This is a genomic window from Ochrobactrum sp. BTU2 (assembly GCF_024539785.1).
In the GTDB taxonomy this organism is placed as follows: domain Bacteria; phylum Pseudomonadota; class Alphaproteobacteria; order Rhizobiales; family Rhizobiaceae; genus Brucella; species Brucella anthropi.
In genome coordinates this window covers 435,834-452,131 of record NZ_JAHWRG010000001.1, presented here as the reverse complement: position 1 = coordinate 452,131, position 16,298 = coordinate 435,834, and the positions used below count along the sequence as shown (strand labels likewise).

Genomic DNA, 16,298 nt, shown 5'->3' with positions numbered 1-16,298 from the left:
GAATGGGATGCTCTTATGAGCGCACTGACGAATATCGTGAAGAAAGCATGCCTGATGATGACGGGGATACTGATGGCTTCCACCGTGAAGGCTGCTGAGCCTTCCACCTCGTCCTTTGATATGGAAGCCAACGGCATCGCCTATCGTATATTCACCGCTGCGCCGCAGGAGGTTGCACCCGAAGGTGGCTATCCTGTCATATACATGGTCGACGGCAATCGCATGTTGCCGATTGCAGCAAAGCTCATGGCAGAAAACTCTGCCCTGAAGGCTATATTTGTGGGCATCGGCTACCCGACTGACAATCAGGAAGAAATCGTCCGCCTGCGATATTTCGACCTCACGCCTCCGACACCTGACGATCTGATCCCAGTCCACTTCAATGTACCAAAGACTGGAGGACGAGATGCATTCTTCGACTTCATCGACAATCAGGTAAAGCCGGAAGTCGAAAAGCGTTTCAACGTCGATAAAAGCCGACAGGCCCTGTTCGGCCACTCTCTGGGCGGATTGTTCACCCTTTATGCCTTGTTCAACCGCACAGATTCCTTCCAGAGCTATAGCGCGGCAGACCCGTCAATCTGGTGGAACGATCGTTCAATTCTAACTGATAAAGATCAGTTCATCACGCGCTTCAAGGATGCCCCTCGCCCAATCCGCTTGCTTATAGAAACCTCCGGCAAACGTGGTAGCCGCCCCGGCCAGACGAAACAGGACGATGACCGTCTGAAGAAACTGCGTGGCGGACCTTCCGGTTCAGACATATTCAAAGAGCTTTCTGAACTACCGCAAGTCGACGCAGCCTTTCATCGTTTCGAGGATGAGAGCCACGGCTCGATGATACCGCTCACGGTGGCGGACAGCCTTAATTTCATTGTGCTCGGACAAAACCCCAAGGGCAAAAACAACTGAATTTTCTCTCTCGGTCTTTGACGGAGAAGATACTTGACTGTAAAGCACAGGATTGATGAAAGGATCGAACATCATGCTGAATATCGCTCAACAGGTTACACGCTTGTGCGGTGCCGCCATAATGGCGCTGAGCATTGCCTCAACTGCAAATGCTGCTGATGTGACTATCAAGCATGCTCAGGGTGAAACAGCAGTTCCAGCCTCACCGGCTAAGGTACTGGTTTTCGATCTTGGCACCCTCGACAATCTGGATCGCCTTGGCGTCAAGGTGACTGGTGTTCCAAGCGGCATATCGTTTCCTGAATATCTGAAGAAATATCAGGGCGACGAGTATGCGAAAATCGGCACATTGTTCGAACCTGACTATGAAGCCGTTAATGCGGCAGAACCAGATCTTATTATTGTGGCAGGTCGTTCGGCTGCGAAATATGGTGAGCTTTCGAAGATCGCTCCAACCATCGATCTGACGACCAATGCGAAGAATTTCATCGCCGACACTGAAGCCAATGTCGAGAAACTTGGCCAGATTTTCGGGAAGGAAGCAGAAGCAAAGGCAGAAGCCGAGAAACTTGATGCCGCACTTGCTGCATTGAAGGAAAAGGCCGCCAACAAAGGCACCGGTCTTCTGATCCTCACTTCCGGCGGCAAAATCAGCGCTTATGGTCCCGGTTCGCGTTTCGGCGTCTTGCATGACAGTTTCGGGGTCAAGCCTGCAGCGCCTGACCTTTCCATCGGCAATCATGGCCAGCCCGTGAGCTCGGAATTTATCCTCGAAACCAATCCCGACTGGCTGTTTGTCATCGATCGTGATGCTGCCATCGGTCGTGAAGGCAATTCGGCAAAGCAGGTTCTGGACAATGAGCTCGTGCGCCAGACCAATGCTTGGAAAAGGGAGCAGCTTGTCTATCTGAACGCTCAGAACTGGTATCTGATTGGTGGCGGTCTCGGCGCGCTTCACGGCACGATCGATCAGCTTTCCCAGGCTTTCGACAAAGCAAAGTAACAGCTTTCCAAACCCAATCCGGTCGGGCCACACAGTTAGTAGCAGGTGGCCCGAAACCGTGATCAGGCAACAGAACAGGAAACGAGCGTGAAGGGACTTGCAGCAGCCATTGCCGTTGTCGTCGTACTGGCTGTCATCAGCCTGTTTATCGGCGTCAGCGATGTGTCGCTGAGCACGCTATTCGGCACCGAAGCCACTGACCGTGCCGCCGAAGTCATGCTTGTCAGCCGTATTCCACGTACCCTTGCAATCATTCTGGCGGGCATGTCCATGGCCGTCTCAGGCATGATCATGCAGATGCTGACACGCAACCGTTTCGTTGAACCATCGACGGCGGGCACAGTGGAATCAGCCAGTCTTGGCATCCTTCTGGTCATATTGTTCGCACCGGAAACGCCTGTAATCGGAAAAATGCTGGTCGCTTCTGTTACGGCGCTTGCCGGAACTGCATTGTTCCTTCGCATTCTTCGCGCCATTCCGTTGCGATCCGTTCTTGTCGTGCCCTTGGTCGGCATCATGCTTGGTGGCGTTGTCAGTGCAATCACTACTTTCATTGCTTACCGCTTTGATCTTCTGCAATCGCTCAATTCCTGGACAACCGGCGATTTTTCCGGCGTCCTTCGCGGACGCTATGAACTCTTGTGGCTTGCGTTCTTCCTTACAATCATCGCCTACATTGCCGCTGACCGCTTCACGGTCGCGGGACTGGGCGAGGATTTCACCACCAACCTTGGCCTAAATTATCGCCGTGTAGTCACACTTGGCCTTGTCATCGTTTCGATGGTCAGCGCATCAGTCGTCGTGACCGTTGGCATGATACCTTTCCTTGGTCTTATCGTCCCGAACGTCGTCAGCATGTTCATCGGCGACAATATGCGGCGGGCTGTACCGTGGGTTGCAATACTCGGCGCTGGACTTGTTCTTGCCTGCGATATTGTCGGGCGAGTAGTCCGCTTTCCTTACGAAATTCCAATCGGTACGATGATGGGAGTCGTGGGAAGCGTCATATTCCTCTATCTTCTGTTGCGGCGGGGTTCACGCCTTGCTTAAGCGCCCTACCTTGATCCTCTCGCTCCTCTCTGTACTCACTCTGCTTGCAGTGGCAGCATTCATGACAGTCGGCGCAAAGGGAAGCTGGTCTTTCATCCTGTCCTTCCGCGGCACCAAGCTTGCAGCCATGGTACTGGTCGCATACTCGATTGCGGTTTCAACGGTGTTGTTCCAGACAGTCACGAACAACCGCATCCTAACCCCCTCGATCATGGGGTTCGACGCGCTTTATATTCTGATTCAGACATTGGTAGTCTTCTTCTTCGGCGCCGTTCAAATCGATTGGATCGGACCGAATATTCGCTTTCTGGCAGAAACCGCTATCATGGTGGTTTTCGCTGGTACACTCTATTACTGGCTCTTCTCCGGAGCAACGCGCAGCCTGCACCTCATTATGCTTGTCGGCATTGTCTGCGGTGTCTTTTTCCGCAGCATTTCCAACCTGATGCAGCGGATGCTTGATCCAAATCTTTTCGCTGTCCTGCAAGACCGTTTCTTTGCCAGCTTCAACACCATCAATAGCGACATTCTGATTATGTCAGCCGTCATTGTCGCGGCTGTTTCGCTCTACGGTCTGCGCTTCGTCTATGTCTTTGACGTCCTGTCACTCGGCAGAGATCCGGCAATCAATCTGGGCGTCGATCATCGACGCATCGTGCGCAAAATCCTGTTCATGGTCACAGTGTTGGTTTCCGTTTCCACCGCACTGGTTGGACCTATAACCTTTTTCGGTCTTCTGGTCGCCAATCTGGCTTACATGCTTGCCGGTTCGGCAAAACACCGGTTTATCCTGCCTATAGCCATCTTGCTTGCAATCCTCTGCATCGTTGGCGGACAGACCATCCTGGAACGGGTCTTCTCGTTCAATACCGCACTCAGTGTCATCATCGAGTTTCTGGGCGGCCTTGTCTTCATTATCCTTCTCGTCAGGGGGCACGCGCGTTGATAGAAATCAGCCAAGTCAGCAAATCCTATAACAGCACACTTGTCGTCGATGACGTGACCCTGAAATTACCTGCTTGCGGCATAACCTCGATCATCGGGCCGAATGGGGCAGGAAAATCGACGCTGCTCTCGATGGTGAGCCGTCTCCTGCCAATGGACAAGGGTCGTGTGACCGTAGACGGACTCGATGTTTCAACGACATCCGGTGATGTGTTGGCAAAACGCCTTTCGATCCTACGACAGGAAAATGCGATTAATTCCCGCCTGACCGTGCGCGACCTCGTAACCTTCGGTCGTTATCCCTATTCTAAAGGCCGCCCGAATAGTGAAGACCGCAATCATGTCGAGCAGGCCATCGGCTATCTCGGTCTTGAATATCTAAGCGGACGCTTTCTGGATGAACTTTCGGGCGGACAGCGCCAGCGTGCATTCGTAGCAATGGTGCTATGCCAGGATACAGATTATGTGCTGCTGGACGAACCGCTCAACAACCTCGATATGAAGCATTCAGCTTCAATGATGAAGTTGTTGCGGCGAGCTGCAGACGAACTTGGAAAAACCGTTGTTCTGGTTCTGCACGATATCAATTTCGCATCGTGCTATTCCGACCACATAGTCGCCATGCGCCACGGCAAGGTTGTGCATCAAGGAAGCCCGGATGAACTTATTCATCCAGAAATCCTCGCTGACATTTACGAGATGGAGATTGCCGTCGAAATTATCGGCGGCAAACGCATTGGCGTCTATTATCTTTAGGCAACCGCATCCGAGGAAAACAGTGCCTGCAAGGCATCATAGGATGCCAGCACGGTTTCCATTTGCGCGGTATGTCCCTTGACGAAAGCATCTCCATAAACCGTCTCATCCGGATATTCGGTGATCAGCGTCAATGGCACCGTATGGCGGTCATCCACGCCGACGAGGCACGGAAACCCATTGATGATGCGGAAACCCGTTTCGCCTGCATGCTGCTCGAACAGCCTGATCTGGGCATTGTTATAGGCAACCAAGCCATCAATCGCGGCCAGATGTTTCGTCACGCGGTCGATTAGTTCTTCTGCTGCCTTCTCCCAGGAGGCATGGTGGCGGATGATCAGGAAAAAGCCCTTCGGCAGCGTCCACATGGCAAAGGAACGCGGCACATAACCGGACAGCGGACGCGTCCATTCATGCGATGGATAACCATGCAGGTTGACGTGCAGTTTCGCATCCGTCAGCTTTTCAGCCTCGATACGAATGGCCTTTTCATAGAGCCCCTCGCCGCTTCGATATTCAAGATCGTCACCCAGCGCCGTATAGCGCGCGGCGTGATGCATGTGGTGCGGCTGAAGCGCACAAAGGCGCTTGTGTATCTCGTATCCGTCCGGATTTTCCTGCGGGGAGATCGTGAAATGCGCGCTTTCGCGCGCAGCAAGCCGGTTAGCCGCCCGTAACGCGCCGACAACGCCGGTCGTTTCATTGGCGTGCTGTCCAGCGCTGATCATCATCGCGGCATCGCTGCCCTTGCGATAGGTCGCGCGCACCGTTCTGCCTGAACGGGTCTTTGCCTCGAACGGCTTGCCGCCCAGTCTGGCGATTTCACGGCGGATCTGATCGGCGGAAAGCGGCGCTTGCGCCGTCTCCAGAACCTGTTCTGCCGTCAGCGCGTCATCGGTTGAAAGCGAGCGTGTCTCCACTTTGACCGACGGCTCGGCATCGCGAAAGCGGACTTCCGGCACGATCTGGCCCGGTTGCAAGCCACGATCGCCCACCGGGCGACCTGACTTCTTCTGAAAAACTTCGAGCAGCGAGAAGTAAATATCCTCGTGCATGGCTTCGGTGAGGCTCAGCGTTTCCTCATCGTAAGGCAGGCGGCGGTCGGTGATCGGCAGACTGACCGCGATGTTCAGCTCATCGAAATAAGGTTCGCCACGCTTCCAGTCATGGGCGGCGATGGTCGCGACGGTGTCATGAAACAGCTTTTCATAGGATGTCTCATAGCGCGCGCTTTCTATCTTGCCGTGCTGCGTGACGGCCAGCCAGCCGGTCGGCGACACCAGCGTTTCGCCGATGAAATCCACATGCACGCGGTTCGGTGCGAAAACCCGGCGGCTCTCACTATGGCCATCGGCAAAGACCAGATCGACTTCATAATGAAAATCGTCTTTGCCCGAAGCCGAGAAATCTATCTCCACCTCCGGAAGAAGCGATGATAAAGGATAGGTCTCAAGCAGAAACCGGTTCTGCACACAGGCGTCATGACGCGGATAACGGATCGCTGCCGACTTCAGCGCAGAGCCATCAACTTCTTCCAGAAAGAAATGGAGGAGCGGCTTATAAGCCGAGCACAGCCGCACCTCGACACCAGCCTCGCGCAGCGTCGTTTCCGCGGCAAAGCGGCTCGGCTGGTCATCGAACAGCCATGCGTCCACCTTCGCGCCGCGCATTTCCGGTTTCAGGAAGCGTTCGACAAGCGCATGAATGGTGCGCGGATAGGTTTTCTCAAAAAGCACGCTCATCGGGAAGTCCTGCCGGTTGGATCGAGGCTGTCGCGCAGCCAATCGCCAAGAAGATTGAGACCAAGCACCGTGAACAGAATGGCGAGGCCCGGGAAAATGCTCACCCACCATGCAGTCTGGAGATAAGTGCGACCATCGGCCAGCATGCCGCCCCAGCTTGGAATGGTCGGATCGACACCGAGGCCGAGGAAGGTCAGGCTCGATTCCAGCAGGATATTATTGGCGACATTGAGCGTCATCAGCACGATGACCGGACCAAGCAGGTTCGGCAGCAGGTGCTGGAAGATGATGCGCCAGTCCTTCACGCCGATGGCCCGGGCTGACAGGATGAACTCGCGCTCGCGTAACGACAACACCGAGCCGCGCACCAGTCGCGCATATTGCACGCATTGCGAGACGATCAGCAAAATGATGGTGTTGAAAAGCCCGCCACCCAGAATGGCCATCACAGTGATGGCAAGCAATATGAAGGGCATGGCCAGCTGCACATCGACAAAGCGCATCAGCGCCATATCCCAGAAGCCGCGATAATAGCCAGCGACGAGACCCATGATGGTGCCGATAAGAACGGAGCCGAGCACCGAGACAAAACCGACAAACAGCGAAATCTTGCCGCCGGTGATGACACGCGCCAGCACATCGCGGCCCAGCGGATCGGTGCCGAAAATATGGGCCTGATTGACAAATGGCGGTGTCAGGCGCGCCAGGAGATCGATCTTGTTGGCGCCGCCCGGAAACAGATAGCCGGAGAAAATCACCGCCAGACAAATGCAGCCGGTCAGCACGACACCGACGATGAATTCGAGGCTCGCAAAACGCGAAAACAGAACGGATGAGGTCTTGGTTGCCATGGGTCCTACTCCGTGCGGATACGCGGATCGACAAGGCCATAAGCGATGTCCACGAGAAGATTGACGCCGATGATCAGCATGGAAAGGATCGCGATGGTGGCCTGCAGGACAGGATAATCGCGCCCTGCCACAGCGTCGAAGGCCAACGTACCCATGCCCGGCCAATTGAACACACGCTCCACCACGACGATGCCGCCGAGAAGCCCGCCAAACTGAAGGCCGAGATAAGTGATCAGCGGAATGGCGCAATTGCGCAGCGCATGCTTGTAGAGAACCTTGTTCTCGCTCAACCCCTTGGCGCGCGCCACCATAATATATTGCGATTGCAGCGTCTCCAGCATCGCCGTGCGCACAAGACGAACATTGGTTGCAGTCAGGATGACGCCCATGGTGAGCGCGGGCATGATGAAGCTTGCAATGCCGCTCATGCCGCTTGGCGGTAGCCATTGCAGCGAGATGCCGAACAGCAGCACCAGCATGGTCGCCAGCCAGAAGTTCGGAAAGGACAGGCCCACCAGCGAGCAGATGCGGATCAGCTGATCGGCCCATTTTCCACGCGACACCGCAGCCTTGATGCCGAGTGGAACGGAAATCACAATAGAAACGAACAGCGAGGCGAAAGCCAGCATCAGCGTGGCGGGCAGAGCGCCAGCAACGAGCGTGGAAACCGGCGTGCCGCCAAGGAAACTGCGCCCCAGATCCATTGTGAACAGTCCCTTGAGAAACTGCCAGTATTGAACGAAGAACGGCTGGTTGAGACCGAGACCTTCACGGATGCGTGCGAGATCGGCTTCGGTGATGCTGCCAGCGCCTTGCGTCAGCATCAATGCCGGATCGCCTGTCAGGCGGACCGCGAAAGCGACAAGCAGCGTCATCGCGACGAGCACGAACAACGCCTGCAAAATTCGTTTGATCAGAAATCCGGCCACCAGTGCGCCTCCGAAATGCTGCGGCAAGCCGGTCATATCCGGCTTGCCGTATTGTCATTCTTGCTTACTCGACAGTGACGTCCGTCAAACGCAGACGGCTGTCAGGCACCGGCACGAAGTTCTTCACGCGCTTGTTGACGCCGAAGATTGCCTTGAGATTGTAAAGCGGCATTTCGAGTGCACGGTCGGCAGCGTAAACCGCGATTTCCTGCAAGAGCTTTTCGCGCTCGCCGCGATCAATAACCGAGCGCTGCGCTTCCAGCATCTTGTCGAGCTTTTCGTCCTTGTCGTACGGGTTCCACTTCTCGCCGGAATGGTACATGGAATAGGCGGTGTTATCGTAGTCGAAGGTCCAGCCGCCCCAGGCCTGCTGGAACATGGCGCCGGTCTTGCCCTGCGGGATGATATCGTTCAGCAAAACATTGGTGTCATAAGGCTTGATGGTGGCATTGACGCCGACCATTTGCAGGAAGCTTGCGATAGCCTGCGCCACTTCATTGAAGCTTGCATCTTGACCGCGCACATCGATCTGCACGGTTGCGCCAGGCTTGACGCCCGCTTCTTCGAGCAGTTTCTTCGCGCCTTCCGGATCGTAAGGCAGCGGCTTCATGTTCGGGTCGAAGCCGAAGGACAGCGAACCCTGGAAACTTGCAATCGGCTCGGCCTGACCTGCCAGAATGGACTGGATGATCGCATCGCGGTCAACCGCCATGATCAGCGCCTTGCGAACGCGCTCGTCCTTGGTGATGCCATCAGCCGTGTTGAAGCGCAGGGCATAGACAGTTGGACCCGATGCAGTGACAAGCTCCAGCTTCGGATCGCCCTGAATGGTCGGGATCATACCAATCGGAATGGTCGGCGGGATGACCAGATCGACGCGACCGGCCTGAAGTTCGGCAACGGCGGTCGAAGGCTCGGTGATGAAGCGATATTCCAGTTCGGAAAGTTTCGGCGCACCGCCCCAATGATCAGCGAAAGCCTCAAGCTTGATGCTCACCTTCGGTTCATAGGACGCGAATTTGAATGGCCCGGTACCGACCGGATGCGTGTTGAAATAATCGTCGCCTTTTTCCTGAATGTATTTTGGCGGAACGATCATGCCACCATAACCGGCCAGCTTGGTGATGAGAACAGGGTCCGGTGCCTTCAAATGAAAATCGACGGTCTTGTCGTCTATAACTTCCACTTTCTCGATGGCGATATAGTTCGAACGCTGCGGGCCTTTCGCGCCCTCGTCACCGAGCAGGCGATCAAAGGTGAACTTGACGGCTTCGGCGTTGAACGGCTCGCCATTATGGAACTTGACGTTCTCGCGCAGATGGAAGCGGATGCGCTTGCCTTCGTCTAGCTCGTCCCACGAGGTTGCGAGGGCCGGAACGATCTTGAGGTCCGGTCCGCGATAGACCAGACCGTCGAAAATATTGGTGGCGACAGAAGCCCAGTTGACGAGGAAAGTGTCGATCGGGTCCCAGCTGCCTGGGTCCTGCGGCGACGAAACGGTCAGCTTTCCGGCAGCGAAAGCCGGAGCAGATACAAACACTGCCGCCGAGAGAGCGGAAGCCATGAGAACGGCTTTAAGTGTTTTCCTTATCATTGTTTTTCCCCTTTGGGTTTCTGTTGAACTTTATGCGTCAGGCAGTTTCGGCCACAAAATGCCCGGTTGCGACCTCGCGATGGCGATAGATCGGCGGCTTGTCATCAATCCGGCGCGTCGTGCTTGGAATTTCACCTTCCAGTGCGGAACGGTTGGTGCGCGCAGCGGGATCGGCAATCGGCACCGCCGAGAGAAGCCGCTTCGTGTAGTCATGCGACGGCGTTTCGAAAACCTGCTGCCGCGAGCCGAGTTCCATGATCTGGCCGAGATAGAGAACGGCCACGCGGTGGCTCATCTTTTCGACTACCGCCATGTCATGGCTGATGAAGAGATAAGCGAGATCCTGCTCTTTCTGGAGGTCCATGAACAGGTTGATAACCTGCGCCTGAATGGAAACATCAAGCGCCGACAGAGCTTCATCGGCAATAATGAGCTTCGGCTTGGAGGCAAGCGCACGCGCAATGCAGACGCGCTGGCGCTGACCGCCGGAAAATTCGTGCGGATAGCGCTTGGCATGTTCCGGGCCGAGACCAACCCGCTCCAGCAATTCTGCCACGCGCGCATTGATCGCCTTACTATTGTCGAGAAGGCCATGCGTGCGGATCGGTTCTGCAATGGAAAAGCCAACCGTCTTGCGCGGATCAAGCGATGCAAACGGGTCCTGGAAAATATACTGCACTTCGCGGCGCATGGCATATCGCTCGGCAGCACTCATGGCCGAATAGGCCTTGCCGTTGAAGCGAATATCGCCGGAAAGCGGCGTCTGCAATTGCTGGATGGTGCGCCCTATGGTCGATTTTCCCGAACCGGATTCACCGACCAGCGCCAGCGTTTCGCCCGGATAGATATCGAATGCGACCTTCGACACAGCGTTGCAGACATGCGTGACCTTCCCGAACAGGTTCTTCTTGATCGGAAAGCGTACATAAAGATCGTCTACGGAAAGCAACGGCTTGTCGCCATAACGCGCCGTGTCCTGAATGCGCTCCTCGCCCGTCAAAACCGGCATGCCGTCACGCATGGTCATGACCGGCATCCGCTTGGGAAAGGCTTCGCCCGTCATGCTGCCAAGCTTCGGCACTGCCGACAGCAGCGTCTTGGTATAGGCATGTTGCGGCTTCGAAAAAATCTGCCCAACCGGGCCTTCCTCGACCTTCTTGCCCTTCCACATGACGACCACATCGTCAGCCATTTCCGCCACCACGCCCATATCGTGCGTGATGAAAATCACAGCCATTTCAAGTTCTTGCTGCAAATCCCTGATAATGTGCAGTATCTGGGCCTGAATGGTCACATCGAGTGCGGTCGTCGGCTCATCGGCAATCAACAGTTTCGGGCGGCAGGCAAGCGCCATGGCGATCATGACGCGCTGGCGCATCCCGCCAGAAAGCTGGTGCGGATAGCGCTTCAGCAGCCCTTCCGCATCCGGCAGCCGCACCATTTCCAGAAGCCGCCTACCCTCGGCAAGCGCCGCCTGCTGGGTCATGCCCTCATGCAGCATCAGCACTTCGGATAGCTGGTTGCCGATAGTGAAAACGGGATTGAGCGACGTCATCGGTTCCTGGAAGATCATGGCGATCTCCTTGCCGCGAATGCCGCGCATCGTCTTTTGATCGGCTTTCAGCAGATCGCGTTCGCCAAACAGAATCCGGCCAGACGGGAATTTCGCGCCGCTCATATCGGCAAGCCGCATGATGGAAAGCGACGTGATGGACTTGCCCGAACCGGACTCTCCGACCACAGCCAGCGTGCGACCCGGATGTACCGAGAAACTCAGATCGTCAACGACACGGCTCGCGCCAAATTCGACACTGAGGCCATCAACGGTCAGCAGAGGCTTTGAAACTCGTTCGCTCAACTCGGTTCCGCTCAAACTTCCAACCCTCTTAAAGTGTGATGGCAGACCGCGTGGCCTGATTGAATGCACCGGACATGAAACGCAAAAGGGCAGCCACTTCCGAAAGCGCTTCTTCAGACGGGCGCGCATTGGCGGTGGAATCAACCAGAAGGCGTTCGCGAATCTGCGCATAGCGCGCGCAGGCTTCTGCTCCTTTGGCGGTGATCTTCACCGTCTTTTCCTTCGCTGCCTTGCCGGTGGTCAGCAGACCGGCATTTTCAAGCTTGCGGATGGCATACGTCGCAATATGCGTATCTTCAATATCGAGAACAAGGCAGATATCGGCAAGCTTCTTCTCGCGATCACGATGACGGATCGAATGAAGAATCAGCACTTCGATGGGAGAGAGCCCCGGCAATCCTGCTGCAGCCATGCAGCGAACCATCCAGCGCGAAAACGCGTGCGATGCGAGAATGAGGCCATATTCAACCTCGGACATACCCGGCGAACCGCCTTCAGCAAGATGCGCAGACGATACAATGGGACCTATTGAGGCAACCGGGCGCAGATGCTTGGGCAACGCGACTTCATCGAAGCTTGCTTCCCGGGTCTCGGAAGACACCGCTACAGTTTCTTCGCTGCCCCTGTTTTTCCCCATTCTTGCTGCTCCCTTATTTATGTGTATTTTATGTCACCATCTTATCGACATTTTGTCAATAAAGTGGGACTATGAAATCCTGAAAAGATTTCGAAATGCACCAGTAGTGCTGTGTAAGGGAGCCGACGATGAGCGGAACGGGACGCGGAGTATGGGACTTCTGGATCGACCGCGGTGGCACGTTTACGGACATCATCGGGCGAGATCCGCAGGGCCAGCTTCATGCACGCAAGGTTCTCTCCGAAAATCCGTCTGCCTATAAGGATGCCGCCGTTCACGGCATTCGCCTGCATCTTGGCCTCAGGACCGGCGAAGCGGTTCCCGCCGGAATTATCGGCGAAGTTCGCATGGGAACGACGGTCGCGACCAATGCGCTTCTGGAGCGCAAGGGCGAACGGCTGGCCCTTGTCACCACCAAGGGCTTTCGCGATGCGCTGCGCATTGGCTATCAGGAACGCAAGAAGATTTTTGCGACCGAGATCATCAAGCCGGAAGCGCTTTACGAAAAGGTCGTGGAACTGAACGAACGCGTTCAGGCAGACGGCACGGTTGAAACGGCGCTCGATCCCGCCGAGGCGGAAGCCGTACTGGCTGCACTGAAGGAACAGGGCTACAAATCCGTCGCCATCGCGCTCATGCATGCTTATAAATTCCCTGCACATGAGGCTGAAATTGCTCGCATTGCGCGCAGTCTCGGCTTCGAGCAGGTCTCCGTCAGCCATGAAGTTTCGCCACTGATCAAGCTGGTCGGTCGTGGCGACACCACGGTCGTCGATGCCTATCTGTCGCCGGTTCTTCGCCGCTATGTTGCGCAGGTATCCAATGAGCTGGACGTCGAGCGCACCGGCGCGCGCGTCATGTTCATGATGTCGTCTGGCGGTCTCACCGCAGCCGATCTGTTTCAGGGCAAGGATGCAATCCTCTCCGGCCCGGCAGGCGGCGTCGTCGGCCTCGCCCGAACCGGCGAAACGGCTGGTTTCCCGAATGTCATCGGCTTTGACATGGGCGGCACCTCCACGGATGTCGCGCATTTCGACGGCGAATATGAACGCGCTTTTGAAACGGAAGTTGCCGGTGTGCGTGTGCGCGCGCCGATGATGCTGATCCACACCGTTGCCGCAGGCGGCGGTTCGATCCTGCATTACGACGCCGGGCGTTTCCGTGTCGGACCGGATTCGGCGGGCGCCAATCCCGGTCCAGCCTGCTATCGCAACGGCGGACCGCTCGCCGTCACCGATGCCAATGTCATGCTGGGCAAGCTTCTGCCGGAATTTTTCCCGGCAATCTTTGGCCCCGACCAGAACCAGCCGCTGGATGTGGAGCGGGTGCGTGAACGCTTCGCCGCGCTGGCAACTGAAATCGGCGATGGCCGTTCGCCGGAAGCCGTTGCCGATGGTTTCATCCGCATTGCGGTTGCCAATATGGTGGAGGCCATCAAGAAAATTTCCGTCCAGCGCGGCTATGATGTGACGCGCTACGCGCTCAACTGCTTTGGCGGCGCGGGCGGCCAGCACGCCTGCCTCGTGGCCGACGCGCTCGGCATGAAGAATATTCTCCTTCATCCCATGTCCGGCCTGCTGTCCGCCTATGGCATGGGCCTGGCCGATATTCGCGCCACGCGCCAAAAGGCGCTTGGCGTCGCGCTCGATTCAGCAGCGCCTTCAGTCTTGAAAGAACTGGGTGAAGAACTGGCGCAGGAATGCGTCGTTGAACTTCTGGCCCAAGGCATAGAGGCTAAAGCCGTGCAGCGTCATCTGCGCGCCCACATCCGCTATGCGGGCACTGACACGGTGCTGTCCGTTGAAGCCACGTTCCCAGCAGAGGACAATGCCGACCGTCTTCGCGCCGAGTTCGAGGCCGCCCATAAGCGCCGTTTCGGCTTCATTGCGGAAAACAAGGCTCTCGTTATCGACGCTGTGGAAGTTGAAGCCGTTGGCGGAGGTGCTGGCGAAACCGAAAGCGCTCAGTCGCTCGACAGTGATCTGGAAGCGGCAACCGCCAAGCGGACCAGCTTCTTCTCGCAAGGCACTTTGCACGATGCGGGCGTCGTCTTGCGTGAGCAGATGCAGCGCGGCCAGACCGTCACCGGCCCGGCGATCATCATCGAGAAAAACCAGACCATCGTCATCGAAGATGGCTGGCAGGCTCGCCTGACCGCGCATGACCATGTGGTGCTGACGCGCATCAAGGCGCTGCCCGCCCGCACGGCCATCGGCACCGAAGCCGACCCGGTCATGCTGGAGATTTTCAACAATCTCTTCATGTCCATTGCCGAGCAGATGGGCGTGACGCTTCAAAACACCGCCTATTCGGTGAACATCAAGGAACGTCTCGACTTTTCCTGCGCAGTTTTCGACGCGGCAGGCAATCTCGTCGCCAATGCGCCGCATATGCCGGTGCATCTGGGTTCCATGGATGCATCCGTCGCCACCGCCATCCGCGAAAACAGCGACATCAAGCCGGGCGATGTGTTCCTCATCAACGCGCCTTATAATGGCGGCACCCACCTGCCTGACCTCACCGTCTGCACGCCGGTTTTCGATGACGACAATCGCGAAATCCGCTTCTGGGTTGCAAGCCGTGGTCACCATGCGGATATTGGCGGCATCGCGCCGGGTTCCATGTCGCCGCGTGCGGTCAATATCGAGCAGGAAGGCGTCTATATCGACAATTTCAAGCTGGTGGATCGCGGCACCTTCCGCGAGGAAGCGCTCGCCGCTCTGCTGACGGGTGCGACCTACCCTGTTCGCAACCTGACGCAGAACGTCAACGACCTGAAGGCGCAGATCGCCGCCAACGAAAAGGGCGTCGCCGAGCTGAAAAAGATGATCGGTCTTTTCGGCGAGGATGTTGTGAAAGCCTATATGGGCCATGTTCAGGACAATGCCGCCGAAAGCGTGCGCCGTGTGCTCGACAAGCTGCCGGACGGCCATTTCACCTATGAGATGGATCAGGGCTGCCAAATTGAGGTGCGCGTCACGATCGACAAGGAAAAGCGCGAAGCGACGGTCGATTTCACCGGCACGTCGGAACAACGTTCCGACAATTTCAACGCACCGGAACCCGTGACCCGCGCAGCTGTGCTTTATGTCTTCCGCGTGCTGGTCGAGGGCGACATTCCAATGAATGCGGGCTGCCTGCGACCGATCAAGATCGTTGTGCCGGAAGGCTCAATGCTCTCGCCGCAATATCCGGCGGCGGTCGTGGCGGGCAATGTCGAGGTCAGTCAGGCTGTCACCAACTGCCTGTTCGGCGCGACCAAGGCCATGGCCGCAGCGCAAGGCACGATGAATAATCTGACCTTCGGCAATGACGAATATCAGTATTACGAAACCATCTGCTCCGGCGCGCCCGCCGGTCCCGGTTTCAACGGTGCCGATGCCGTGCACACCCACATGACCAATTCGCGCCTGACCGACCCGGAAATTCTGGAAACCCGTTTCCCGGTGTTGCTGGAAGACTTCCACATCAGAAAAGACTCCGGCGGCAAGGGCAAATGGCATGCGGGCGATGGCACCAAGCGCACGATCCGTGCACTTAAGACACTCGATTTCGCCATTCTCTCAGGGCATCGCCGCGTAGCGCCCTTCGGCCTTGAAGGCGGCGAATCCGGTCAAACCGGTCGCAATGAAGTACGGCGAAAGGACGACTCCATCGAAGTGCTCGGCAACTGCGACCAGACCGTTCTGGAAGCAGGTGAAGCCTTCACCGTCATCACACCAACCGGTGGCGGTTACGGCAAACCCTAGTAGTTGGCCTGCCCACCGACACGCAAAGCGCCGCCAGCTGAAATTCTGGCGGCGCTTTGCGTTCAACCGGCATCGGTTGGTTAAAGTCGTCTCATAGTGACTGAGGGCGAGTGAATGCTTTCTCCACCCTTCCGATCCGGACTAAAAGGCGTTAGAATTATTCACTCAGATTATTCAAACAATTAGTAATCAATCCTAATAATTGCGGCGTAATGGTCGTTTTGGACGCATCTTTAGAATTAAATTTCTGCGATCAATAGAACATCAACCAG

Annotated in this window: 12 protein-coding genes; 6 read left to right on the top strand and 6 right to left on the bottom strand. The window is 56.4% G+C overall.

Features of this window, described 5'->3' with window-relative positions:
• Window positions 1–15 precede the first annotated feature (15 nt).
• The 5 genes from KWJ32_RS02170 (at window position 16) to KWJ32_RS02150 (ending at window position 4,666) form a co-directional block, all read left to right on the top strand.
• On the top strand, window positions 16–912 hold the full coding sequence (locus KWJ32_RS02170; protein ID WP_012093161.1) for an alpha/beta hydrolase-fold protein: 897 nt from the start codon (window positions 16–18) through the stop codon (window positions 910–912).
• 73 nt (window positions 913–985) lie between these two features.
• On the top strand, window positions 986–1,915 hold the full coding sequence (locus tag KWJ32_RS02165) for a siderophore ABC transporter substrate-binding protein (RefSeq protein WP_012093162.1): 930 nt from the start codon (window positions 986–988) through the stop codon (window positions 1,913–1,915).
• A gap of 87 nt (window positions 1,916–2,002) precedes the next feature.
• Window positions 2,003–2,965 carry an ABC transporter permease gene (locus KWJ32_RS02160; RefSeq protein ID WP_012093163.1) on the top strand — a complete coding sequence of 321 codons (963 nt, stop codon included), beginning with the start codon at window positions 2,003–2,005 and terminating at the stop codon, window positions 2,963–2,965.
• Window positions 2,958–3,911 (top strand): iron chelate uptake ABC transporter family permease subunit, encoded by a 954-nt coding sequence (locus KWJ32_RS02155; RefSeq protein WP_012093164.1) that lies wholly within the window; start codon window positions 2,958–2,960, stop codon window positions 3,909–3,911. The genes KWJ32_RS02160 and KWJ32_RS02155 overlap by 8 nt, the downstream gene beginning before the upstream one ends.
• Window positions 3,908–4,666: an ABC transporter ATP-binding protein gene (locus KWJ32_RS02150; RefSeq protein ID WP_094515669.1), complete on the top strand. Its 759-nt coding sequence runs from the start codon at window positions 3,908–3,910 to the stop codon at window positions 4,664–4,666. The genes KWJ32_RS02155 and KWJ32_RS02150 overlap by 4 nt, the downstream gene beginning before the upstream one ends.
• On the opposite strand, the gene KWJ32_RS02145 is transcribed toward KWJ32_RS02150, so the two are convergent.
• The 6 genes from KWJ32_RS02145 to KWJ32_RS02120 form a co-directional block, all read right to left on the bottom strand.
• Window positions 4,663–6,408 carry a peptidase M14 gene (locus tag KWJ32_RS02145; protein WP_012093166.1) on the bottom strand — a complete coding sequence of 582 codons (1,746 nt, stop codon included), beginning with the start codon at window positions 6,406–6,408 and terminating at the stop codon, window positions 4,663–4,665. The two genes, KWJ32_RS02150 and KWJ32_RS02145, sit on opposite strands and share 4 nt — an antisense overlap.
• Complete coding sequence (locus tag KWJ32_RS02140; protein ID WP_012093167.1) at window positions 6,405–7,259, bottom strand: ABC transporter permease; 855 nt, start codon at window positions 7,257–7,259, stop codon at window positions 6,405–6,407. Before KWJ32_RS02140 ends, KWJ32_RS02145 begins: the two co-directional genes overlap by 4 nt.
• A gap of 5 nt (window positions 7,260–7,264) precedes the next feature.
• Window positions 7,265–8,188, bottom strand: a complete 924-nt coding sequence (locus tag KWJ32_RS02135) for an ABC transporter permease (protein ID WP_036587650.1) — start codon at window positions 8,186–8,188, stop codon at window positions 7,265–7,267.
• A gap of 64 nt (window positions 8,189–8,252) precedes the next feature.
• Window positions 8,253–9,782 carry an ABC transporter substrate-binding protein gene (locus KWJ32_RS02130; RefSeq protein WP_012093169.1) on the bottom strand — a complete coding sequence of 510 codons (1,530 nt, stop codon included), beginning with the start codon at window positions 9,780–9,782 and terminating at the stop codon, window positions 8,253–8,255.
• Window positions 9,783–9,819: 37 nt separating this feature from the next.
• Window positions 9,820–11,655: an ABC transporter ATP-binding protein gene (locus KWJ32_RS02125; protein ID WP_012093170.1), complete on the bottom strand. Its 1,836-nt coding sequence runs from the start codon at window positions 11,653–11,655 to the stop codon at window positions 9,820–9,822.
• Window positions 11,656–11,668: 13 nt separating this feature from the next.
• On the bottom strand, window positions 11,669–12,277 hold the full coding sequence (locus KWJ32_RS02120; RefSeq protein WP_012093171.1) for a winged helix DNA-binding protein: 609 nt from the start codon (window positions 12,275–12,277) through the stop codon (window positions 11,669–11,671).
• Between the two features lie 128 nt (window positions 12,278–12,405).
• Here KWJ32_RS02120 and KWJ32_RS02115 point away from each other — a divergent pair, with 128 nt between their 5' ends.
• Window positions 12,406–16,026 (top strand): hydantoinase B/oxoprolinase family protein, encoded by a 3,621-nt coding sequence (locus KWJ32_RS02115; protein WP_012093172.1) that lies wholly within the window; start codon window positions 12,406–12,408, stop codon window positions 16,024–16,026.
• Window positions 16,027–16,298 lie beyond the last annotated feature (272 nt).